This is a genomic window from Avibacterium sp. 21-599 (assembly GCF_026226765.1).
Lineage (GTDB): Bacteria > Pseudomonadota > Gammaproteobacteria > Enterobacterales > Pasteurellaceae > Avibacterium.
On record NZ_JAKKOB010000001.1, the window covers coordinates 829,508 to 846,251 of the forward strand.

Here is a 16,744-nt window from a genome sequence, read left to right on the forward strand (position 1 = left end):
TTCATTTTTCGTTAGATAATTTAAACGGCTGGCTGTTTTTTGCGCTGAGTGATTTATGCTCTTGGATAATATGCAGAAATGCTTGTCCGAAGCGCTCTAATTTAGTTGCGCCCACACCGTTGATTTGTAGCATTTCGCGCTTACTGGTGGGTTGATATTGTGCCATTTCTTGCAAGGTGGCATCGTTGAACACAATGTAAGGGGGGATATTTTCTTTGTCGGCAATTTGTTTGCGCAAGAAACGCAGGCGAGCAAAGAGATCTTTGTCGTAATTTTGCACCGCACTTTTTTGTGCGCTTTGTGCGGTCATAATGGAAGAAACCCTTGGCATTGCCAGCTCTAAGGGCTGTTCACCACGCAAAATTGGGCGTGCGTTTTCCGTCAGTTGTAACACCGAATGAAATTGATTCATCACTTGTTGCACAAGCCCAAGATGAATCAGTTGGCGGATCACTGATTGCCAATATTCTTTGCTTTTGTCTTTGCCAATGCCGTACACGCTGAGCTGATCGTGCTGGTTATCTTTAATTTTTTGATTTTGCATTCCACGCAACACGCCAATCACATAATGTACGCCGAACATTTGCCCTACGCGATAAATGGTGGACATCACCTTTTGTGCGTCAATTAAGCCATCATATTTTTTAGGCGGATCAAGGCAAATATCGCAGTTTCCACAAGGTGCTTGGCGATGTTCACCAAAATAGTTCAGCAAGACTAAACGGCGGCAGGTTTGGCTTTCGGCGAACTCACCGATGGCTTCTAATTTATGCTGTTCAATTTGGCGTTGCGGGCTTTCTGGTTTTTCCAGTAGCATTTTTTGTAACCACGCATAATCGGCGGGTTCGTAAAACAATACGGCTTCAGCTGGCAAATCATCACGTCCTGCACGCCCTGTTTCTTGGTAATACGCTTCGATACTACGCGGCAAATCAAAATGCGCCACAAACCGCACGTTGGATTTATTAATGCCCATTCCAAAAGCAATGGTTGCCACCACCACTTGCACATTATCACGCTGAAAAGCACGTTGCACTTGTTCGCGCTGGTTGGCTTCCATTCCTGCGTGATAGGCTTGGGCAGAAACGCCCTTTTTGCGTAAACTTTCCGCCAAACGTTCCACTTTATTACGGCTGTTGCAATAAACGATACCGCTTTTGCCCTTTTGCCCTAGTACAAATTGGCATAGTTGTTCCATTGGCTTAAATTTTTCCACCAAGGTGTAGCGAATATTTGGGCGATCAAAACTGCCGATATAAATATGCGGGTTATCCAGTTGTAAGTGGTGCAAAATATCTTGCCTTGTGGCACTGTCAGCGGTGGCGGTGAGTGCCATTATCGGGGCATTGGGAAAGCAGCGTTTTAAGCCACCAAGTTGGGTGTATTCAGGGCGGAAATCGTGTCCCCATTGGGAAATACAATGGGCTTCATCAATGGCAATAAAGCTCACTTGGCAATGGGAAATAAATTGAAAAAAACTGGTTGTCATCGCCTTTTCGGGCGAAATATAAAGCAATTTGAGTTGCCCTGAAATCGCCTTATTTTGCACGATTTGCTGTTGCTCAAAGGTTTGTGTGGAATTGAGATAATCCACTTCGATACCGTTGGCAAGCAGTTGATCCACTTGATCTTTCATTAACGAAATCAGTGGCGAAATGACTAAGGTTAAACCAGAAAAGCAAAGTGCAGGAATTTGATAGCAAAGGGATTTTCCGTTTCCCGTTGCCATAATCACGAGGCTATCTTGGTGTGAAAGGGCGGCGTTGATGACTTCTTCTTGTCCGTTGCGGAAAGATTGGTAACCAAAGACCTCATTTAAAACTTCAAGTGCGGTGTTTTTTTTCATTATTTTTTGCGAAAAACTCGTTAAAAATGCACCGCACTTTGTTTATTGATGAAATAGGGCATTAGGTAAAATGCACTTGCTCGCCGTGTACGCGACAGGCTTCTTCCAAGCATTGCCAGAATAATTTGCCGTCATTGGCAATCCATTGTCCCTCTTTGAAGGCAAAGTGGAAACCGCCCGCTTTGCTGGCAAGCCAGAGTTCAAGTAACGGCTCTTGCTTATTTACTACCACTTGGCTGCGATCAGGAAAGGTGATGGTAAACACCGAACCTTGCGTGTCGCAATCCACATCACAATCTTGCTCTTCTAATTGCTCTTCAATTTTGAGCCAAACTTGCTCAATATTTTGATGAAATTCTGTAACGTTCATAATTTTTCCATAAGCGAAATAGATAAGGCAGAATTATAGAGAGTTTTTACCATTTATACAAAGTGCAAAATGATGTAAAAAAGAATAGATCTTTCTATAAATATCGTTATTATGCGTAAGATTTATAAGATAAACCAAGAGAATATAAGATGAAAAAGCTAATTTTTATCCTCACTTTAGGGGCAGTTACGCTTTCTGCCACCGCTTGTGGTGTGAAAGGCCCACTTTATTTCCCTGAACAACAACATTCACAAACACAACAATAAGCATTCAAGGACAAGCTAATGGATTTTTTTCAATATCAAGATGATCAACTGATGGCGGAGCAAGTGCCGGTAAGTAAAATAGCACAACAATTTGGTACACCGGCTTATGTTTATTCACGGGCTACGCTTGAGCGGCATTGGCACGCCTTTGATAATGCCTTAGGCAATCACCCACATTTAATTTGCTTTGCGGTGAAATCTAACCCAAATTTAGCCATTTTAAATGTGATGGCAAAACTTGGCTCGGGCTTTGATATTGTATCGCAAGGGGAATTAGAACGTGTGCTTGCTGCTGGTGGTGAAGCAAACAAAATCGTTTTTTCTGGCGTAGCAAAATCTGAACAGGAAATTGAACGTGCGTTAAATGTGGGCATTCGTTGCTTTAATGTCGAAAGCCTTGCCGAGCTTTACCGTATTAATGATGTAGCAGGGAAGTTAAATAAAATCGCGCCTATTTCTTTACGCGTGAACCCAGATGTGGACGCCCACACTCACCCTTATATTTCTACTGGCTTAAAAGAAAATAAATTCGGTGTGAGCGTTGATGAAGCGCGTGAAGTGTATCGTATTGCGAGTCAGTTACCCCATATTAAAATCACCGGAATGGATTGCCATATTGGTTCGCAACTCATCGAAATTCAACCTTTCCTTGATGCGACTGATCGTTTGATTGTACTAATGAAACAATTAGAACAAGACGGGATTAAGCTTGAACATTTAGATTTAGGTGGCGGATTGGGCGTAACCTATAAAGACGAAAATGCACCGCACCCAAGTGAATATGCAAAAGCCTTATTAGCCAAGTTAAAGGATTATCCAAACTTAGAAATTATCCTTGAGCCGGGCCGTGCGATTACCGCCAATGCGGGGATTTTGGTGACTAAAGTGGAATATTTAAAAAGCAATGAAAGCCGCAACTTTGCCATTGTAGATACGGGAATGAATGATATGATCCGCCCTGCGCTGTATCAGGCCTATATGAATATCATTGAAGTGGATCGTCGCCAACCACGCGAAAGCAAGATTTATGATGTGGTTGGGCCAATTTGTGAAACCTCTGATTTCTTAGGCAAACAGCGTGAACTTGCCATTGCTCAAGGGGATCTTATTGCCCAACGTTCTGCCGGAGCTTATGGTGCAAGTATGGCATCAACCTATAACTCTCGCCCAAGAGCCATTGAAGTGATGGTAGACGGCGATCAAGCACATTTAATCAAACGCCGTGAAACTTTCCCTGAATTATGGCAGTTGGAAAGTTTATTGCCGTGATAATAAATTCTTTTAATAATATTTAAAATATCCGCCCTCTGAAAGTTGATTGTTTCAAACTTTTAGAGGGCGGATAATTTTTATGTAGTTAAATGCTATACAATCTTAAAAAGTACATCAATACAATCAGTCTAGTATTTTTTTGATTTCATTCCATTTCTTTTCAATTTTTCAATAGGAGTTAAGTCAGGGTGATATGTCGGTAATCAAAGGATTTTATTATCTGTTTTCTCAATGAGTACTTAGGTTGTTTGCCGTTTGTGAAATGTAATGTTTTCCATAATGATGACACTATTTGGAGGTCATTGTGGTAGTAGGCGTTGTTTCATCTAAGCTTCAAAAACATTGCTATTGACCGTGCTATAAAATAACCCAACAGCGAACGGTTTTCTATTGAACAAAGCCCCTATTGCATTACTGCGATAACATCTATGCCAGTCCAACTTACCCATAGACCGTTTACCACGCTTTGCCCAACCACAGGCGCTATGCCAGCAGTGATAGACATCACTTTCATCTAAATAAATCAAATTTCTGCCCAGTGTTTTGAATTTTTTTATGCTTCTCTGAAAAGTGATATGTTTGAGGGATAGTATCACTTGTCAATCCTCAGTCCGCACAGACTGTGATAGCCATTAGCTTTTTGCCATCACAAGGGTTTGTGTTTAAAAAGCCCTTGTGTTAGGTTTTCGTTAGGCTATTGAGTATAATGGATAATCAATTTTTTGTCGTTTGATGTGCTGTGTTTATTGTCTTTGCTATTTTTCCATTTTGGCACGATCACGAGATGAATACCGAAACCTTGGAGAGTTTTATGGACAGATTGATTTACTACCAATTTCCCCATCGCTTTTTTCAGTAGATCTTGAGAATGTTATATGGTTTTTTAATAAATTTAGCTATATAGCGTTCTTAAAAAATCTAGAGGAAACACCACAGTAAATTGATAAACTTGAACATACCATTGAACATTCCTATTAATTGCCATAAATTCATTTAGAATGATTGATATTAGCGTAGGGTAAAATTCTATTGATAGCACCGCGGTCTATATATTACATAGCAATATTTATTCTTTGCCAATTGTTGCGACAAGTGTAGTGTAAAGATATATACCGTTCCGAAATTCCGCTGTTGCAGTTGATACTTTTATATCAAAAATAATGTTTCCTCCTGAACTTTGAGCGATACTGATCAATTGCTCAATGCCGTCTGTAAAAGATTGATCGTTTTTGTTTCCAAATACTTTTTGTAGGAGTGATTTCTGATTAAGTTGCGTTGTATATGTGGTTGTACATACATCTACAATTTGAATGTTTTCAATGTTGGTTGGTGTACCTGTAATAACTTTAATGTTCATATTTTTTCCTTATTTGTTAATTAAAAACTCTCGTAAAAGTTTGAAAGTGCTGCATTCCTGAATTGTGGAGTAATATTTGCATATTATATTTAGACTAGGCTGTATCTTCAATTTAATCTGCAGTGAATAATGCTGTAAGCAAATAGAGCATAGATTTAGGGGCTGTCCTAGATAACTAGGCTAAATTTCCTTTAACTAATTGTTTTAAAATAGAAATTTGAGATTTTAAGTTACTGTTATTAAAACGCCATTCGCATTCCTTCAAATAAAGCTCAAAATGCGCTTTAGGAATACCGTTAAACTTGCGTAAATGGCGTTTCACTTGATTCCAAAAGTTCTCAATTCCGTTAATGTGATTTTGTTTTTCTGCAAAGTGTGTACTGTGATTGATGCGAAAATGGTTAAATTCACTCACGTCAAGTACATCATAACTTCGGTAGAAATCAATGTAAACAATACTATCAGGCTTTACTTGCTCGCGAATGATTGGCAACAATGTCGCAGATTGAGTATTTGGCAGCACGATGGTGTAAACCTTACCATTGCGTTTTAAAAGCCCAAATACAGCCGTTTTACCTGCTTCACCTAGCCCTCGTTTGTCTTTGCGAATGCCACCGAAATCGCTTTCATCAGCTTCAATTTCGCCATCGAACATTTCCAAATGGGAGCTGTTTTGATAAATAAGTAATCGTAAGCGATGAAAGTAATACACTGCTGTCGTTTTGTTTACATTTACTCACTCGACTGCTGTTCTTGCAGTAACACCTGCGACAAACAGCTCAATGAGTTTATTTTTTTATGCTGACTTAAGCGATTTTTTCTCATTTGGTCATTTTAACCTAAACAGAGTTTTTAGTCGTTATCTAGGACAGCCCCATAATAATGATTTCTAAGCTATCTATGTGATGGATAACCATATCCCGCCAAAATGACGGATAATTTTTTCTTTCTAAGCCATCTATGCGATGGATAACGGTAAACCAAATCACGGGTTAAGGTGGCTTGTATTTCTAATCCGCCTATGCGGCGGATAACTTTTCTTTCAATTCTTTTGCTGCGTTCCAAACTTTCTAAGCCGCCTATGCGGCGGATAACTTTTCTTTCAATTCTTTTGCTGCGTTCCAAACTTTCTAAGCCGCCTATGCGGCGGATAACTTTTCCGCTAAGCTATGGCTAAGTTGCTGTATTTTCTAAGCCGCCTATGCGGCGGATAACCCAGCCAAAAAGTGTCCGAATGCGTTGTCCTTTTTCTAAGCCGCCTATGCGGCGGATAACGAGGGGTAAAGAATGACAGTTGTTAATAAACCTTTCTAAGCCGCCTGTGCGGCGGATAACTATGCACATATTGAAAAGCGGCACGGCAGAACTTTCTAAGCCGCCTGTGCGGCGGATAACGATTTTCTACTATTTAAAAATCTTTATTTTTTTTCTAAGCCGCCTGTGCGGCGGATAACTAATTATGGAAGTGTTAAAGGCAATGCGGCTTTTTCTAAGCCGCCTGTGCGGCGGATAACGTAATACTGAAATTATCACCATCGTGTTTAATTTTCTAAGCCGCCTGTGCGGCGGATAACCAATTTTAGATTTGAACCTAGCACGGGTTCTATTTCTAAGCCGCCTGTGCGGCGGATAACTTTTTAGACAATAAAAACCCTTTAATTTTTAATTTCTAAGCCGCCTGTGCGGCGGATAACTGCCCCTGCAACAGGGTTAAATGCCAATAAATTTTCTAAGCCGCCTGTGCGGCGGATAACGAAAATGAAGTGATTGGTATGCTTATTTGGGTTTTCTAAGCCGCCTGTGCGGCGGATAACCGAAGAAAAGCCGTTTTTTGGTTGTACCGTTCTTTCTAAGCCGCCTGTGCGGCGGATAACATTTATTTTCATTTACAACCTAAACCCGTGCTATTTCTAAGCCGCCTGTGCGGCGGATAACAGATTGGGTTTATCGGACTTATTGCTCTTGTCTTTCTAAGCCGCCTGTGCGGCGGATAACCTATGTAGCAGTAATGTGTTCAAGTTGCCATTTTTCTAAGCCGCCTGTGCGGCGGATAACACCACGCTGACATCGAGCTCACCGACGGTACTTTTCTAAGCCGCCTGTGCGGCGGATAACCAGGGCGATTGCTCGCTGTTGAATGGTTAGAATTTCTAAGCCGCCTGTGCGGCGGATAACTGATGGAGAAAGAATTTCCAGAACTTGCAGGCTTTCTAAGCCGCCTGTGCGGCGGATAACCATTTTTAAACCCTTTTTAAATCACTTTTACATTTCTAAGCCGCCTGTGCGGCGGATAACATGGCACAAAGTTGCCGTCCTCGTCAAACACGTTTTCTAAGCCGCCTGTGCGGCGGATAACAAATACTTATTAATGATGTCGAATTCAGCTAGTTTTTCTAAGCCGCCTGTGCGGCGGATAACGGGTTGCACAACTGGACGCACGGGATTAGAGATTTCTAAGCCGCCTGTGCGGCGGATAACTGCAATTTTTGCCGTGCAAATGCCCTAGCTGCAAAGGTTTGCACCGATTTTATTGTGTTTACCCCATATTTTTCTCCTTATTTTTAATTCATTATTTTTGTTTGATTTGTTAAATTGCTCGCAAAAAAGGGTCTGCTACCTGAAATGCTCACCAATGCGGTACGGTGCTGCCTTGATGGCTAAGCCCATAGCTGTTGTAGCTGCCATGAACGGCGGCATCAGCTGGTTTTTGCAGAATTACAAGCGGATAGGGTTGGGCGTTGGTCTCACTCGTCATTCTGATAAAGGGCGGGTGAAGCTCTGCTCTGCGGTGGGTTTTGCAATGCGTCAGTGCCTCTTCATAGCTGATTTGGTGCCGTTTTGCGTGGGCTTTGGCCTGCTGGTCAATGGGGCGGAAGCGGTAGCGTTTAACTGTAACTGGCACTGCGTGGTTAGGCACGACAGCTGGCTTTTTGATGTGGATATAGTCCGTCAATCTTGCCAGCCATTTTTCTAAATTCAGCGTTGCAAGGGTCGCCTCATCTGGAGCGATGAGGCGGATTTGATTGCCGAGGCTATGCTGCCCCAGTTCATAGCGGGGAAAACTCACCCCGATGCGGTTCACGCTTTCACGGTTCTGCACATCAGCCAAACCAATGTGCAGTTGTTTGTAGAGGGCTTCCCAAAGGGCGTGCAGCGGTATTTCTGCTGAGGGAAGCAGGGTAAGCTCTTGGTAAATCATGGTTACTCCTTACCGCTTTCACCAAAGACGCCGCCACGGATAAGAATCGCGATAACGTAGTGTTGCTCATCTTTTTTGGGGGCTTTGCCTTCTTTTATCCAAGGGTCAAACAGGCTGTAAAAATCTTGTTTGTCTTTTGGCTGGCGGTAGGCGGTTCCCAGTGTGGTAACCGCACCATAGGGTTCGGCGGCAATGGGGAATGCTGCGTTGGGATACCAGTTATCTATGGTGCGGATGGCATTGCCAATTTTTTGCGAATGGATACCTGCTTGGTTTTGTTCACGTCCGACTGTGTAGAGGATTTTGCTTTTGTTTTTGCCCGTGTCTAGCACCAGTTCTTGGCTTGGGAAGACGTCTTGTCCGTTGCCGATGTTGGCTTGGGCTTCAACCTGCAAGAGGGTAAAGGCTTTGCCATTAAATCCTGCTTCTATCCAAGCGGCAAGCTTTGTCAAATCTGGGCTTTCAAAGTCAAAATCATTGAGCGAAATATCACGGGCTTGGTTAAAGGTTAAGGTGTCCTCACCGTTTTTGATGGTTACGGTGATGCTTTCGGCACCGATACGGTTACGCCACAGCCAACGGGCGTTAATCAGGTTGATGGCATAGCGTTTGGCAAGTTCGGCAAAACCTTGTTCTTGTTTGTACTGGGCAACGGTTTCTTCTAATGCTGCCTGAAAGTCTTGGTTGTTGCAGACACTGGGTTTGCCCGTAAAGGGTAAGATTTTGCAGGTAAAGCTGGCAATGAGGGTATCGCAGTCTTCATTTAAGAAGGCGGCATCTACACGCTGCAGGTTGGCTTTTTCAATTTCTGCATCAAGTTTCGCAGGGTTGCTGGCAATCGCATTTTTTAAGCGGTTGCTGATAGTGCCGCGTACGGATTTTTCTCGCACGATAACGGGTTCTTTGAGTGCGTTTTCTTTTTGGCTGTTCGTTTGCCAGAGATAGGCGTCAGAAATATCAATTTTGCGTTCAAAGGCGAGTACGGTAACTTTGCTGTTAATTTTTGCCATGATGTTTTCCTCTTAAGGCTGTTGGACAAGATAAAGATGGTGTTCGGCATCATAGGTTTGATACCAAAAGGCGTGTTGTAAGTCGGCAATACGGTTCGGGAAGACCCATTTGCCAAGACTGTAAATGGTTTCAACGTATTGTGCTGGGTATTCGGGGTTGCGGCTGTTGTTGAGTTTGCCTGCTGCTATCACAGGGCTGATGCCTTGATAGCCAACGGGAATCGGCACAAGCCAGCCACGTCCTGTTTTAATGCTTTCACTGTGCCATGTACCGTCATCATCTGGAATTTGGTGGATAACAGCGGTTTCAATCAGCGCATCAAGGGGCGAGAGCTGTTTTTCTTCGCAAATGGCGGTCAGTTCTTCGTGGGCATTCATCAAAATGAAAGCAGGCAGAAAATCTTTTTTGCATTCATTGATGGTTGGGCTGTAGCTAACAGGGGCTTTGGCATCAATGCCAACCACGCTGCCGCCAGCTATCCGCTGCTGCTGAATTTTTTCAGCGATAAAACGCTTTAAGCCGTCCATCTGCTGCTGTTCAAGGCTGCCGTAAATGCCAATGGCAAGGCTGACGGTAAGATGGCAGCGTCCTGATTCAATAATGGCGGCACTGCTGCCGTCTTTTAAAATCGGATTGCGTGTTTGGTTAAAACTGTAGTTGCTGTAACGGCTTTCTCGGTAACGCTGGATATGGATATCACGGCAGGCAATCAGCGTGCCATCTAACCGCAGATGGGAAAAATCTTGGCTTTGGGCAAGGGTGCGGCTTAAGGCATGTACGGCACCGACAAAGCCGCTGATGGCAGGGAATCCATAGGTGAGCGGACTTGACAAGGTGTTGGCATTCTCAATACGCAAATTTTTAATAATCAGGTAGCCTGCCTGCGGATAATTGGGGTAAATGTGGCTCATTGAAATACTCCTTCACCAAGACGCTGTGAGGCTTTGATGGCATCTTCAATCGCAGTTTTCCAATACAGATATTCTGGTGTACCAAAATCACTGCTTTGGATTTGGCTGTCTTTTTTAAAGATTTCTTTCAGGCTGCTTTGCAGCCAATCGGCAAATTGTTCAGCAACAGCATTTTGCCAGTCCTCTTCTTCACGGTCTTGCTGGTGGTCTTCATCGGGATTGTTTGGGTCAAGCCAGAGGCTTTGCTCGAAATTAAGTTTGCTATCTTCGCTCCAGCCTGCAGGCTGCTGCTGTATGGTGGCTGCGATGGCAAAGGTTTCCATCAGGATTTCGGCAAGCAAATCATCACGCTGTTCACGCAAAGAAACATTGTTGCGTCTGTCTTTGATAATTTCAGCCAGGCTTTTGATTTTATAACGCATTTTATGGCGGTAAGCACGGCTTTTAAATAAGCTGTTGTCTTGCTTGGTAAGCTGCACCGTTCCAAAGGCCCGTTTTTGAAAAATAGGCGGAATAGACGGCAAAAGATATTGGCGGCCGCCCTGACGGCTGTTAAGCAGGCTGATGTTCTGCGGCTTAGTACCGCCAAGCTGGGTTGCGGCAAGATCCAGCAGTTCTTGATAAGGGGCTTGCGGTTTGTCTGGGTGTTTGTAGCGATTTTCTCGTGCGGTTTTTTGCTCATCGCTATAGCGGCGGTGATTGATGTTGAGATAGACCTCATGGGTTAATTTGGAAGGGTGCAGCGGTACCAGTGTGCAATATTCGTTTTCATCGGGGTGGATTGCCCAGAGGATTTGCTTGTTGCGTTCGTGGGTACTTGGCGTATCGGGCTGGGCGGTTAAGCAGCGGTAAAATACTTGCTGATAGTGCTTGGAGTGTTCGGCATCTGTACCAAAACAGCCGTGAAGTGCAGGCAGTTGGGCAAGAATCACATCACGCATCAGGTATGACCCGCTAACGGGCTGCTCAAAAAATGCGGCTAACGGCAGTGCAGCGGCATTACCGCTGGCATCAAGCTGGGTACTGTCTATGCTGTGCGTGCCGATATAGCCGTGTGCTGGGCTGCCGCTAAAGATAATGTTGTCGCCTTTGGCATCGCTGTGAATGCCTTTAGAGGTGTGGGTACCAAAATTTAACTGCCCCGCCATTTTTTCAGCAGCCTGAAACCAATGGTCTGCTTGGTATTTTTCTTGAATCGGACGCAGGGCTTCACGGGCTTCGGCAATGGCGATGGGATCATTTTCTTGCTCGGCTTTGGCAAGCTGTTTTTGTTCTTTTTCGCTTTTCTTGTGGTACTGGGCGGTTAAAAAGGTGTTGATTGCCTCTTTAATCTGTTCGGTGGTGATGGTGTTCATAGAAGACCTCGTTTTTAATTGGCTTGATGGTGTGTATACTAAGTCAAAAAAATCAGACTATCAACCATTGTTTTTTTATTTTTATTAAAAATTGTTTTTTTTGTCTTGGTAAGCCTTTTGTGCTACAATGAAAGACCGTCGCATAGATGGCTTAGTAAATTGTATTTTTGTTTTTCACTTAGCCGCCGCCTAGGTGGTTTTTTCATGGGTTGCTTAAGCCTAAGGCTTGACCGATAGCTTAAGCCCTGTCCTCGACTCGTACAGAGTAACCTAAGTAAAATTTTTTTAAACCATTGTATTTTTATTTTTTAAAATTATTTCACTATTGAGTTAAGCCCGCCAAAGCAGGTTTTTGGCTGTTCTTTTGATGACTTCTTGAGTATCCTTTCCATTTTTACTCATGTTCCCAGCAGCCAAAGTATTCATGAAAATACCAAGTATGTTGTCTCTCTGGCAGGGTGATGCCGGCAAAGCGGATAACGGCGGTATTAGCAGAGATGCCCAGTTTTTCGCTTAATTGGCTGATTTGTGTTTTGAGTGAGGCGGTGAGCCATGGGGTGATGCCTTCATTATTATTTTCAAAAGGATAGGGTTTAATCACGTCTTGGGCTGTTTTAGCCCCCGAAAAACCATGGGCTTCAATTTGTTCTAGGTGATATGGCACATTGCCGCTGTCTTCGGGGCGGATAAGGTAGTCAGCTTCTTTTTCGCCTTGTCGGAATGGGCTTAGGCGAATCAGGTGGCAGTGATGGCGGTTTAGGGGTTCAGGCTGCCAGTAGGCATTGACGATATTGATTTTGTCATTTTGCATTAGCTCGGCAAGCACTTGATGTTCTAGGTCGGATAGGCGGTTTTTGGGGTCGGGTTCGGCTGGCTTGATGATGCGGGGCTGGGCATCAATACGTTTGAGCTGTTCGGCAGGTATGAGGGTTTCGCAATTGTGGCTGTTTAGGCGGTACTCGGCACTTTCATAGCCTGGGTGGATAAAGGCACAGTTTTCTTGTTTGATGCCACGGATATTGTGCTGCCAGATGCCAAGGTTGGGCATTTTGGGCTGCCTGTCGGGGCGGTGGCGGTTGATGCGTCCTGCCAGCTGAATGAGCGATCGCATGGAGCTGGGTTCAGCAATTGCCCAGTCGTAGTCGTGGTCACGTCCGACTTCACAGACGGGGCTTGCCAGCACGATAAAGAGGTGGTGCTTGGCGTCGGAATAAGCGGCAATCGCGGTTTTGACGGCTGGGTGGTTGGCAGGGTTGTTGCCGTTTTTGCGGTTTAGTATGGCATCAAGCTGTTGTTCCAGTTGGTTACGCAGTATGAGGGCTTGCCTGCTGTGATAGACGGCAAGGTGGATATGGGTGTCTTTGGCAAGACTGTCTTGTGCATACAGGGCAAGTGCGGTCTGCATAATGGGCGTGATGTTCGCCATACGGATGAGCCCAATGCTGATGGTTTTTCCGTTTTCGTCAAAGTGGTGGCGATGATGGTAATCTGTTGCGTATTCAAGCAGTTGTTTGGCAATTGCTGGATAGAAGCGTTTGGGGTTTTTACTTACTTTGGCGACCATCGGCAGGATTTCGCCTATTCGCTGTATGGGCTGTTGTTTCAGGCAGCGTTGGCGTTTTTCCAAAAAGCGTTGATGGGCTTGGCTGTGCTCACGGGTGTCGGTGCAGGTGCTGATGCTGCTGTGGTTTTCATCACTCCATAGGCAGGGAATGGACGGTGCTGGCAGGTTAAAATTTTCGTTGTAAATTTTGCGTCCTTCTAGGTAAGCGGTAAATAAGCCATACACTTGGTCGGGCTGTAAGGTAGCTGATGAGAGTATGATGCGGCTGCCGTATAGCCCTGCCAGATGCACAAGCCGTGTGAGGGCGGGCAGGTCGCTTTCGGAGAAGTCGTCTGGTTCATCAAGGATAAGGTCGCTTGAGAGCAATCGCAGGGTGGGAATGATGTAGTGTCCGCCACGAAGCTGTTCGCTGGCTTGCATGAGGTGGTCAATGGTGCAGCTGACAATGGGGCTGTAGAGCAGCTGCTGGGCTTTTTCTTGCTGGGTGAGTACGCCAAGCCCAAGTACGTCAAAATCTGATGGCTCAAAGCGGCTATCCACATAGCTGTCAATGAGTGATTCGGCAGAGAGGCTGCCGTTTTCTTCGCTGTCTTCTTCGTTTTTTTGATTAAGTTCAAAAAGCTGTTTATTAGCTCGTCCGCCCACCAAGACGGCGAGTTCTTTTTCGCTTAAGCCAAGGTCTTGACGCAGGCTGGCACCTGTCTGCAAGGTGAGTGTCCGCAGTCCTAGGGCAATGGTAAAGCGTGCTCCTTGATGTGTATCGGCCAGTGCATAGGCAATGCGGGCGTTGGCGATGGTTTTGCCGCAGCCAGTAGACGCCATATTGATGGCAAAAAAGCCATGGGTTTGGCTTTGTCCGCTGACTTCTCTTGCCAGTTTGAAGGCTTGGTTTTGCCATTGAAATCTTGCGGTTGCGGTGTTTTTAGCAAGGCTGTCGTGGTCTTTGAGTTTGGGTAATGCTGCCTGAATAATGGGCAAGGCTGTGGCGACACGTCCGCAATAGTCCGCTACGCCAAGTAGATGTTCGTCAAGGGCTTGCTTGGTTTCTTTGGTTTTGCAGTCGGTGTTGGCGATAAGTTTATCCTGCCAATCGGTATTGCCTGACACGCGTTGTTTGCTATCTTTGGACAATGAAGAGTAGTTGTGGTCGCCCGTCATCAGGATTAAGCGGGAAAGATTCAGCAGCAAGGGATTGGTGATGGGGCTTTTTTGCTGGCTTAATGCGGTCAATTTTGGGTCGTTTTTGGCTTTTTGAGCAAAGCGTTTAAGCTGCTTCTGCAAGGTTTTGCTATGCAGAACAAGGTGTTCAAATTGCCAGTTTTGCTTCAGATTTGCGGTAATTTGGGGGTTATGCACCCAATGATTGATGGCACGCAATCTTTCATAAAAATCTTGAGCAGAGACGTTGTAGCATGAATGACCTGCCTGCCGCATTTCTTTGATGGAGTCGGCACTGTAGCCATCACCGCTGGCATCTGTGTCTTGCAGCCGTGGCAGGGGCGGCAGACGGTGGTGGGTAACAATCAGCCAGCCAATCCATTGGGCAAGCGGCGGCAGATTCTGTATATTGGCGTAGCCATAATCGCTTGTTTCAAATGCAGGCTTATGGTTAGCAAGATAATGGTCTAAATGGATTAAGCGGTCAAATACGGCTTCATCGGTTTGACAGTCAGCAACGAGCCATAGAAAGAGTTTTAACGATACCCATTCATGGCGGTAGGGTTCGCCTTTTGTGGCGGTTTGCCCTTTGAGTTTCTGCTGGAAACCTAAATTGGATTTGCCAATATCATGCAGTAGGGCGGCAAGGGTTGTAATGATTTGTATGGCGGTGAGATATTGCCAATCGTTTTCCCATTCTTGATGCATGATATTTCTCTTGGTGTAATTAACAGGAACAATGCCTAATTCATTAAATTTACGTCTGTTGCCAATAATAAAAAGCAGTTCTGTGGTATGGCTAGTGCGGTTGCGGTGGCAGCTGACGGCGGTGGATTTGGTGGCACTTTGACGCAGCAGCGCGGCAACAGTATTAAGCCCTTCTTGGGTGATGGCTGTCTGCCAAACGTTATCGCCAATGCGGTTGGCAAAGCTATCGAGTATGCGGCGGGTGCGTTTTAATGCTTTCTTTTCGCATTGGCTGACAAAGGTAACAATCATGCTGCCTCCCAATCGGTTTTTAAAGCCAGTGCTTTTATCAGGTCAAATTGGGTATCTAAGGCATTATGTTTGATGAATTGATTTAAGCATTCTTGGCGAAATTGCTGTTCGCTTAGGTTGTCGGCAGCAGCAATAAAGGCAAGCGGTAAGACTAGTGCGTCTTTGATGATGTCGGCAATATCAAAAACGAGCGCACCGCGTCTTGTTTTTCCGTGCATCACGGCAAAACCGTGCGGAATGCCCAGCACCCATGCGGTTGTTGCGCCCAGCCCGTAGGCAAGATAATTGCCGTGATTTAAAAAGCGGTTGGCTTTGTCGATGCCGTCATGTTCGCGGCTAAAGCCTTCTTGTTTGGTACAGCTTGCAGCGGCTTTATAAAGGGCTTTGGTCAGATGCGCTTCATGTTGGAGCAGATGCGTTACGCTGCTTTGTTGGGCAATGGTGTTTCGGGCAGTTTCAATGGTGTGCAAAATCGCAGGAGCATTAAATCCACGGGCAATGAGTTCACGGTCTTTTTGCCAAATGGTTAATAGATAATCCATGCGTGCAGTTTGCAGTATTTTTGCTGCCTGAAGCCGTTTATTATCGTCCCACCACCATGAAAGCCAGCCTTGCACATATTCCGTTGGGCGGTATTCACTTTGCGGTGTGAACCAGCTAATTTCCGTGCCAGCAAAAAGTGGCGTTCCGCCACCGCCGCAAAAGCCGACCAACACACCAGCCTGAGCCAACACACGCATTGCTGCTTGCGTGATAGAGGTGCCTGTCCCGAGTAAGATAACGGTTGTATTGGCAATGGGAATATTGTAATAGAGATTGGCACGTTCATCTTCGGTGAGATAAAGAACACGGCCGTCTTTTTGCATCACACGGCAATATTCCAAGTAATACATATTGGCACGCTTGCTATGCAGAATGGTTTTGAGATCGGAAGCATTGAATCCAGATGCCTGATAGGGGCTTAGTGTATGAGGCATAAAGGCTCCTTTTTAATTTTTGACAACCCTATTTTCTGTTAATACTTGTTCTTTATACAACATATTTTGCCGTAACTCACGGAGCTGGCGAAGAATACCGACTAAAACCGTTCTATATTACTTCAGTATATCAAAGTATATCAAAATGTTAATTAAACCCTTGAATTATCAAATCAATCGCCTAAATGGCTTCGCTTGGTCGTTCGGTTAAATGATGACTAATAGGGATTTTTCCGCGTTTTTCCACATAGTCATTGGTATGCCACCTTTTCCCACGATCTTTTTGCGTTCATAAATGTAAGATGTTTGTAGGTGTTCATAAGTTCTCATTAGTAATTTTGTTGTGTCAAACAAATTATCGTTGATTTCTTTATGAACACTTTTCTATTTGTTGCAGTTAGATTGTAAATTCAAGCGTATTTAAATAGGTAAATTATGGTATAGCATAAAGTATTGAGC

The 16,744-nt window shown here is 44.6% G+C and carries 12 protein-coding genes, 1 pseudogene and 1 CRISPR repeat array; of the genes and pseudogenes, 2 read left to right on the forward strand and 11 right to left on the reverse strand.

The genetic code is table 11. The annotated features are described in order from the left end of the window. Position 1: 1 nt before the first annotated feature. Together recQ and cyaY are read right to left on the reverse strand one after the other, a co-directional pair. Positions 2–1,846: a DNA helicase RecQ gene (gene recQ / locus L5B83_RS04080; protein ID WP_265777657.1), complete on the reverse strand. Its 1,845-nt coding sequence runs from the start codon at positions 1,844–1,846 to the stop codon at positions 2–4. A gap of 61 nt (positions 1,847–1,907) precedes the next feature. Continuing rightward, entirely contained in the window at positions 1,908–2,216 is a 309-nt protein-coding gene (cyaY, locus tag L5B83_RS04085; protein ID WP_265777658.1) for an iron donor protein CyaY, read from the reverse strand. Positions 2,217–2,365: 149 nt separating this feature from the next. Here cyaY and lptM point away from each other — a divergent pair, with 149 nt between their 5' ends. Together lptM and lysA are read left to right on the forward strand one after the other, a co-directional pair. Continuing rightward, positions 2,366–2,482, forward strand: coding sequence for an LPS translocon maturation chaperone LptM (gene lptM / locus L5B83_RS04090; protein WP_250363794.1), 117 nt, complete (start codon positions 2,366–2,368; stop codon positions 2,480–2,482). Positions 2,483–2,500: 18 nt separating this feature from the next. Continuing rightward, a complete protein-coding gene (gene lysA, locus L5B83_RS04095) occupies positions 2,501–3,751 on the forward strand; it encodes a diaminopimelate decarboxylase (protein ID WP_265777659.1) in 1,251 nt (416 codons plus the stop codon). Between the two features lie 697 nt (positions 3,752–4,448). Here the strand turns inward: lysA and L5B83_RS04100 are convergent. The 9 genes and pseudogenes from L5B83_RS04100 to cas1f form a co-directional block, all read right to left on the reverse strand. Next, entirely contained in the window at positions 4,449–4,598 is a 150-nt protein-coding gene (locus L5B83_RS04100; RefSeq protein ID WP_265777660.1) for a hypothetical protein, read from the reverse strand. 222 nt (positions 4,599–4,820) lie between these two features. Beyond that, positions 4,821–5,111 (reverse strand): hypothetical protein, encoded by a 291-nt coding sequence (locus L5B83_RS04105; RefSeq protein ID WP_265777661.1) that lies wholly within the window; start codon positions 5,109–5,111, stop codon positions 4,821–4,823. Positions 5,112–5,286: 175 nt separating this feature from the next. Further along, positions 5,287–5,936, reverse strand: a pseudogene (locus L5B83_RS04110) (IS1595 family transposase). 121 nt (positions 5,937–6,057) lie between these two features. Beyond that, a CRISPR array of direct repeats spans positions 6,058–7,589; the repeat unit is 28 nt; unit sequence TTTCTAAGCCGCCTGTGCGGCGGATAAC. Between the two features lie 148 nt (positions 7,590–7,737). After that, positions 7,738–8,310, reverse strand: a complete 573-nt coding sequence (cas6f, locus tag L5B83_RS04115; RefSeq protein ID WP_265777662.1) for a type I-F CRISPR-associated endoribonuclease Cas6/Csy4 — start codon at positions 8,308–8,310, stop codon at positions 7,738–7,740. Between the two features lie 2 nt (positions 8,311–8,312). After that, positions 8,313–9,320: a type I-F CRISPR-associated protein Csy3 gene (gene csy3, locus L5B83_RS04120; RefSeq protein ID WP_265777663.1), complete on the reverse strand. Its 1,008-nt coding sequence runs from the start codon at positions 9,318–9,320 to the stop codon at positions 8,313–8,315. Positions 9,321–9,332: 12 nt separating this feature from the next. Then, the gene (gene csy2 / locus L5B83_RS04125; protein ID WP_265777664.1) at positions 9,333–10,232 is read right to left on the reverse strand and encodes a type I-F CRISPR-associated protein Csy2; all 900 of its coding nucleotides are present in this window, start codon (positions 10,230–10,232) and stop codon (positions 9,333–9,335) included. Continuing rightward, positions 10,229–11,587: a type I-F CRISPR-associated protein Csy1 gene (gene csy1 / locus L5B83_RS04130; protein WP_265777665.1), complete on the reverse strand. Its 1,359-nt coding sequence runs from the start codon at positions 11,585–11,587 to the stop codon at positions 10,229–10,231. The genes csy2 and csy1 overlap by 4 nt, the downstream gene beginning before the upstream one ends. A 394-nt stretch (positions 11,588–11,981) precedes the next feature. Next, positions 11,982–15,308 (reverse strand): type I-F CRISPR-associated helicase Cas3f, encoded by a 3,327-nt coding sequence (cas3f, locus tag L5B83_RS04135; protein WP_265777666.1) that lies wholly within the window; start codon positions 15,306–15,308, stop codon positions 11,982–11,984. Further along, on the reverse strand, positions 15,305–16,285 hold the full coding sequence (gene cas1f, locus L5B83_RS04140; RefSeq protein WP_265777667.1) for a type I-F CRISPR-associated endonuclease Cas1f: 981 nt from the start codon (positions 16,283–16,285) through the stop codon (positions 15,305–15,307). Before cas1f ends, cas3f begins: the two co-directional genes overlap by 4 nt. Positions 16,286–16,744: the final 459 nt, after the last annotated feature.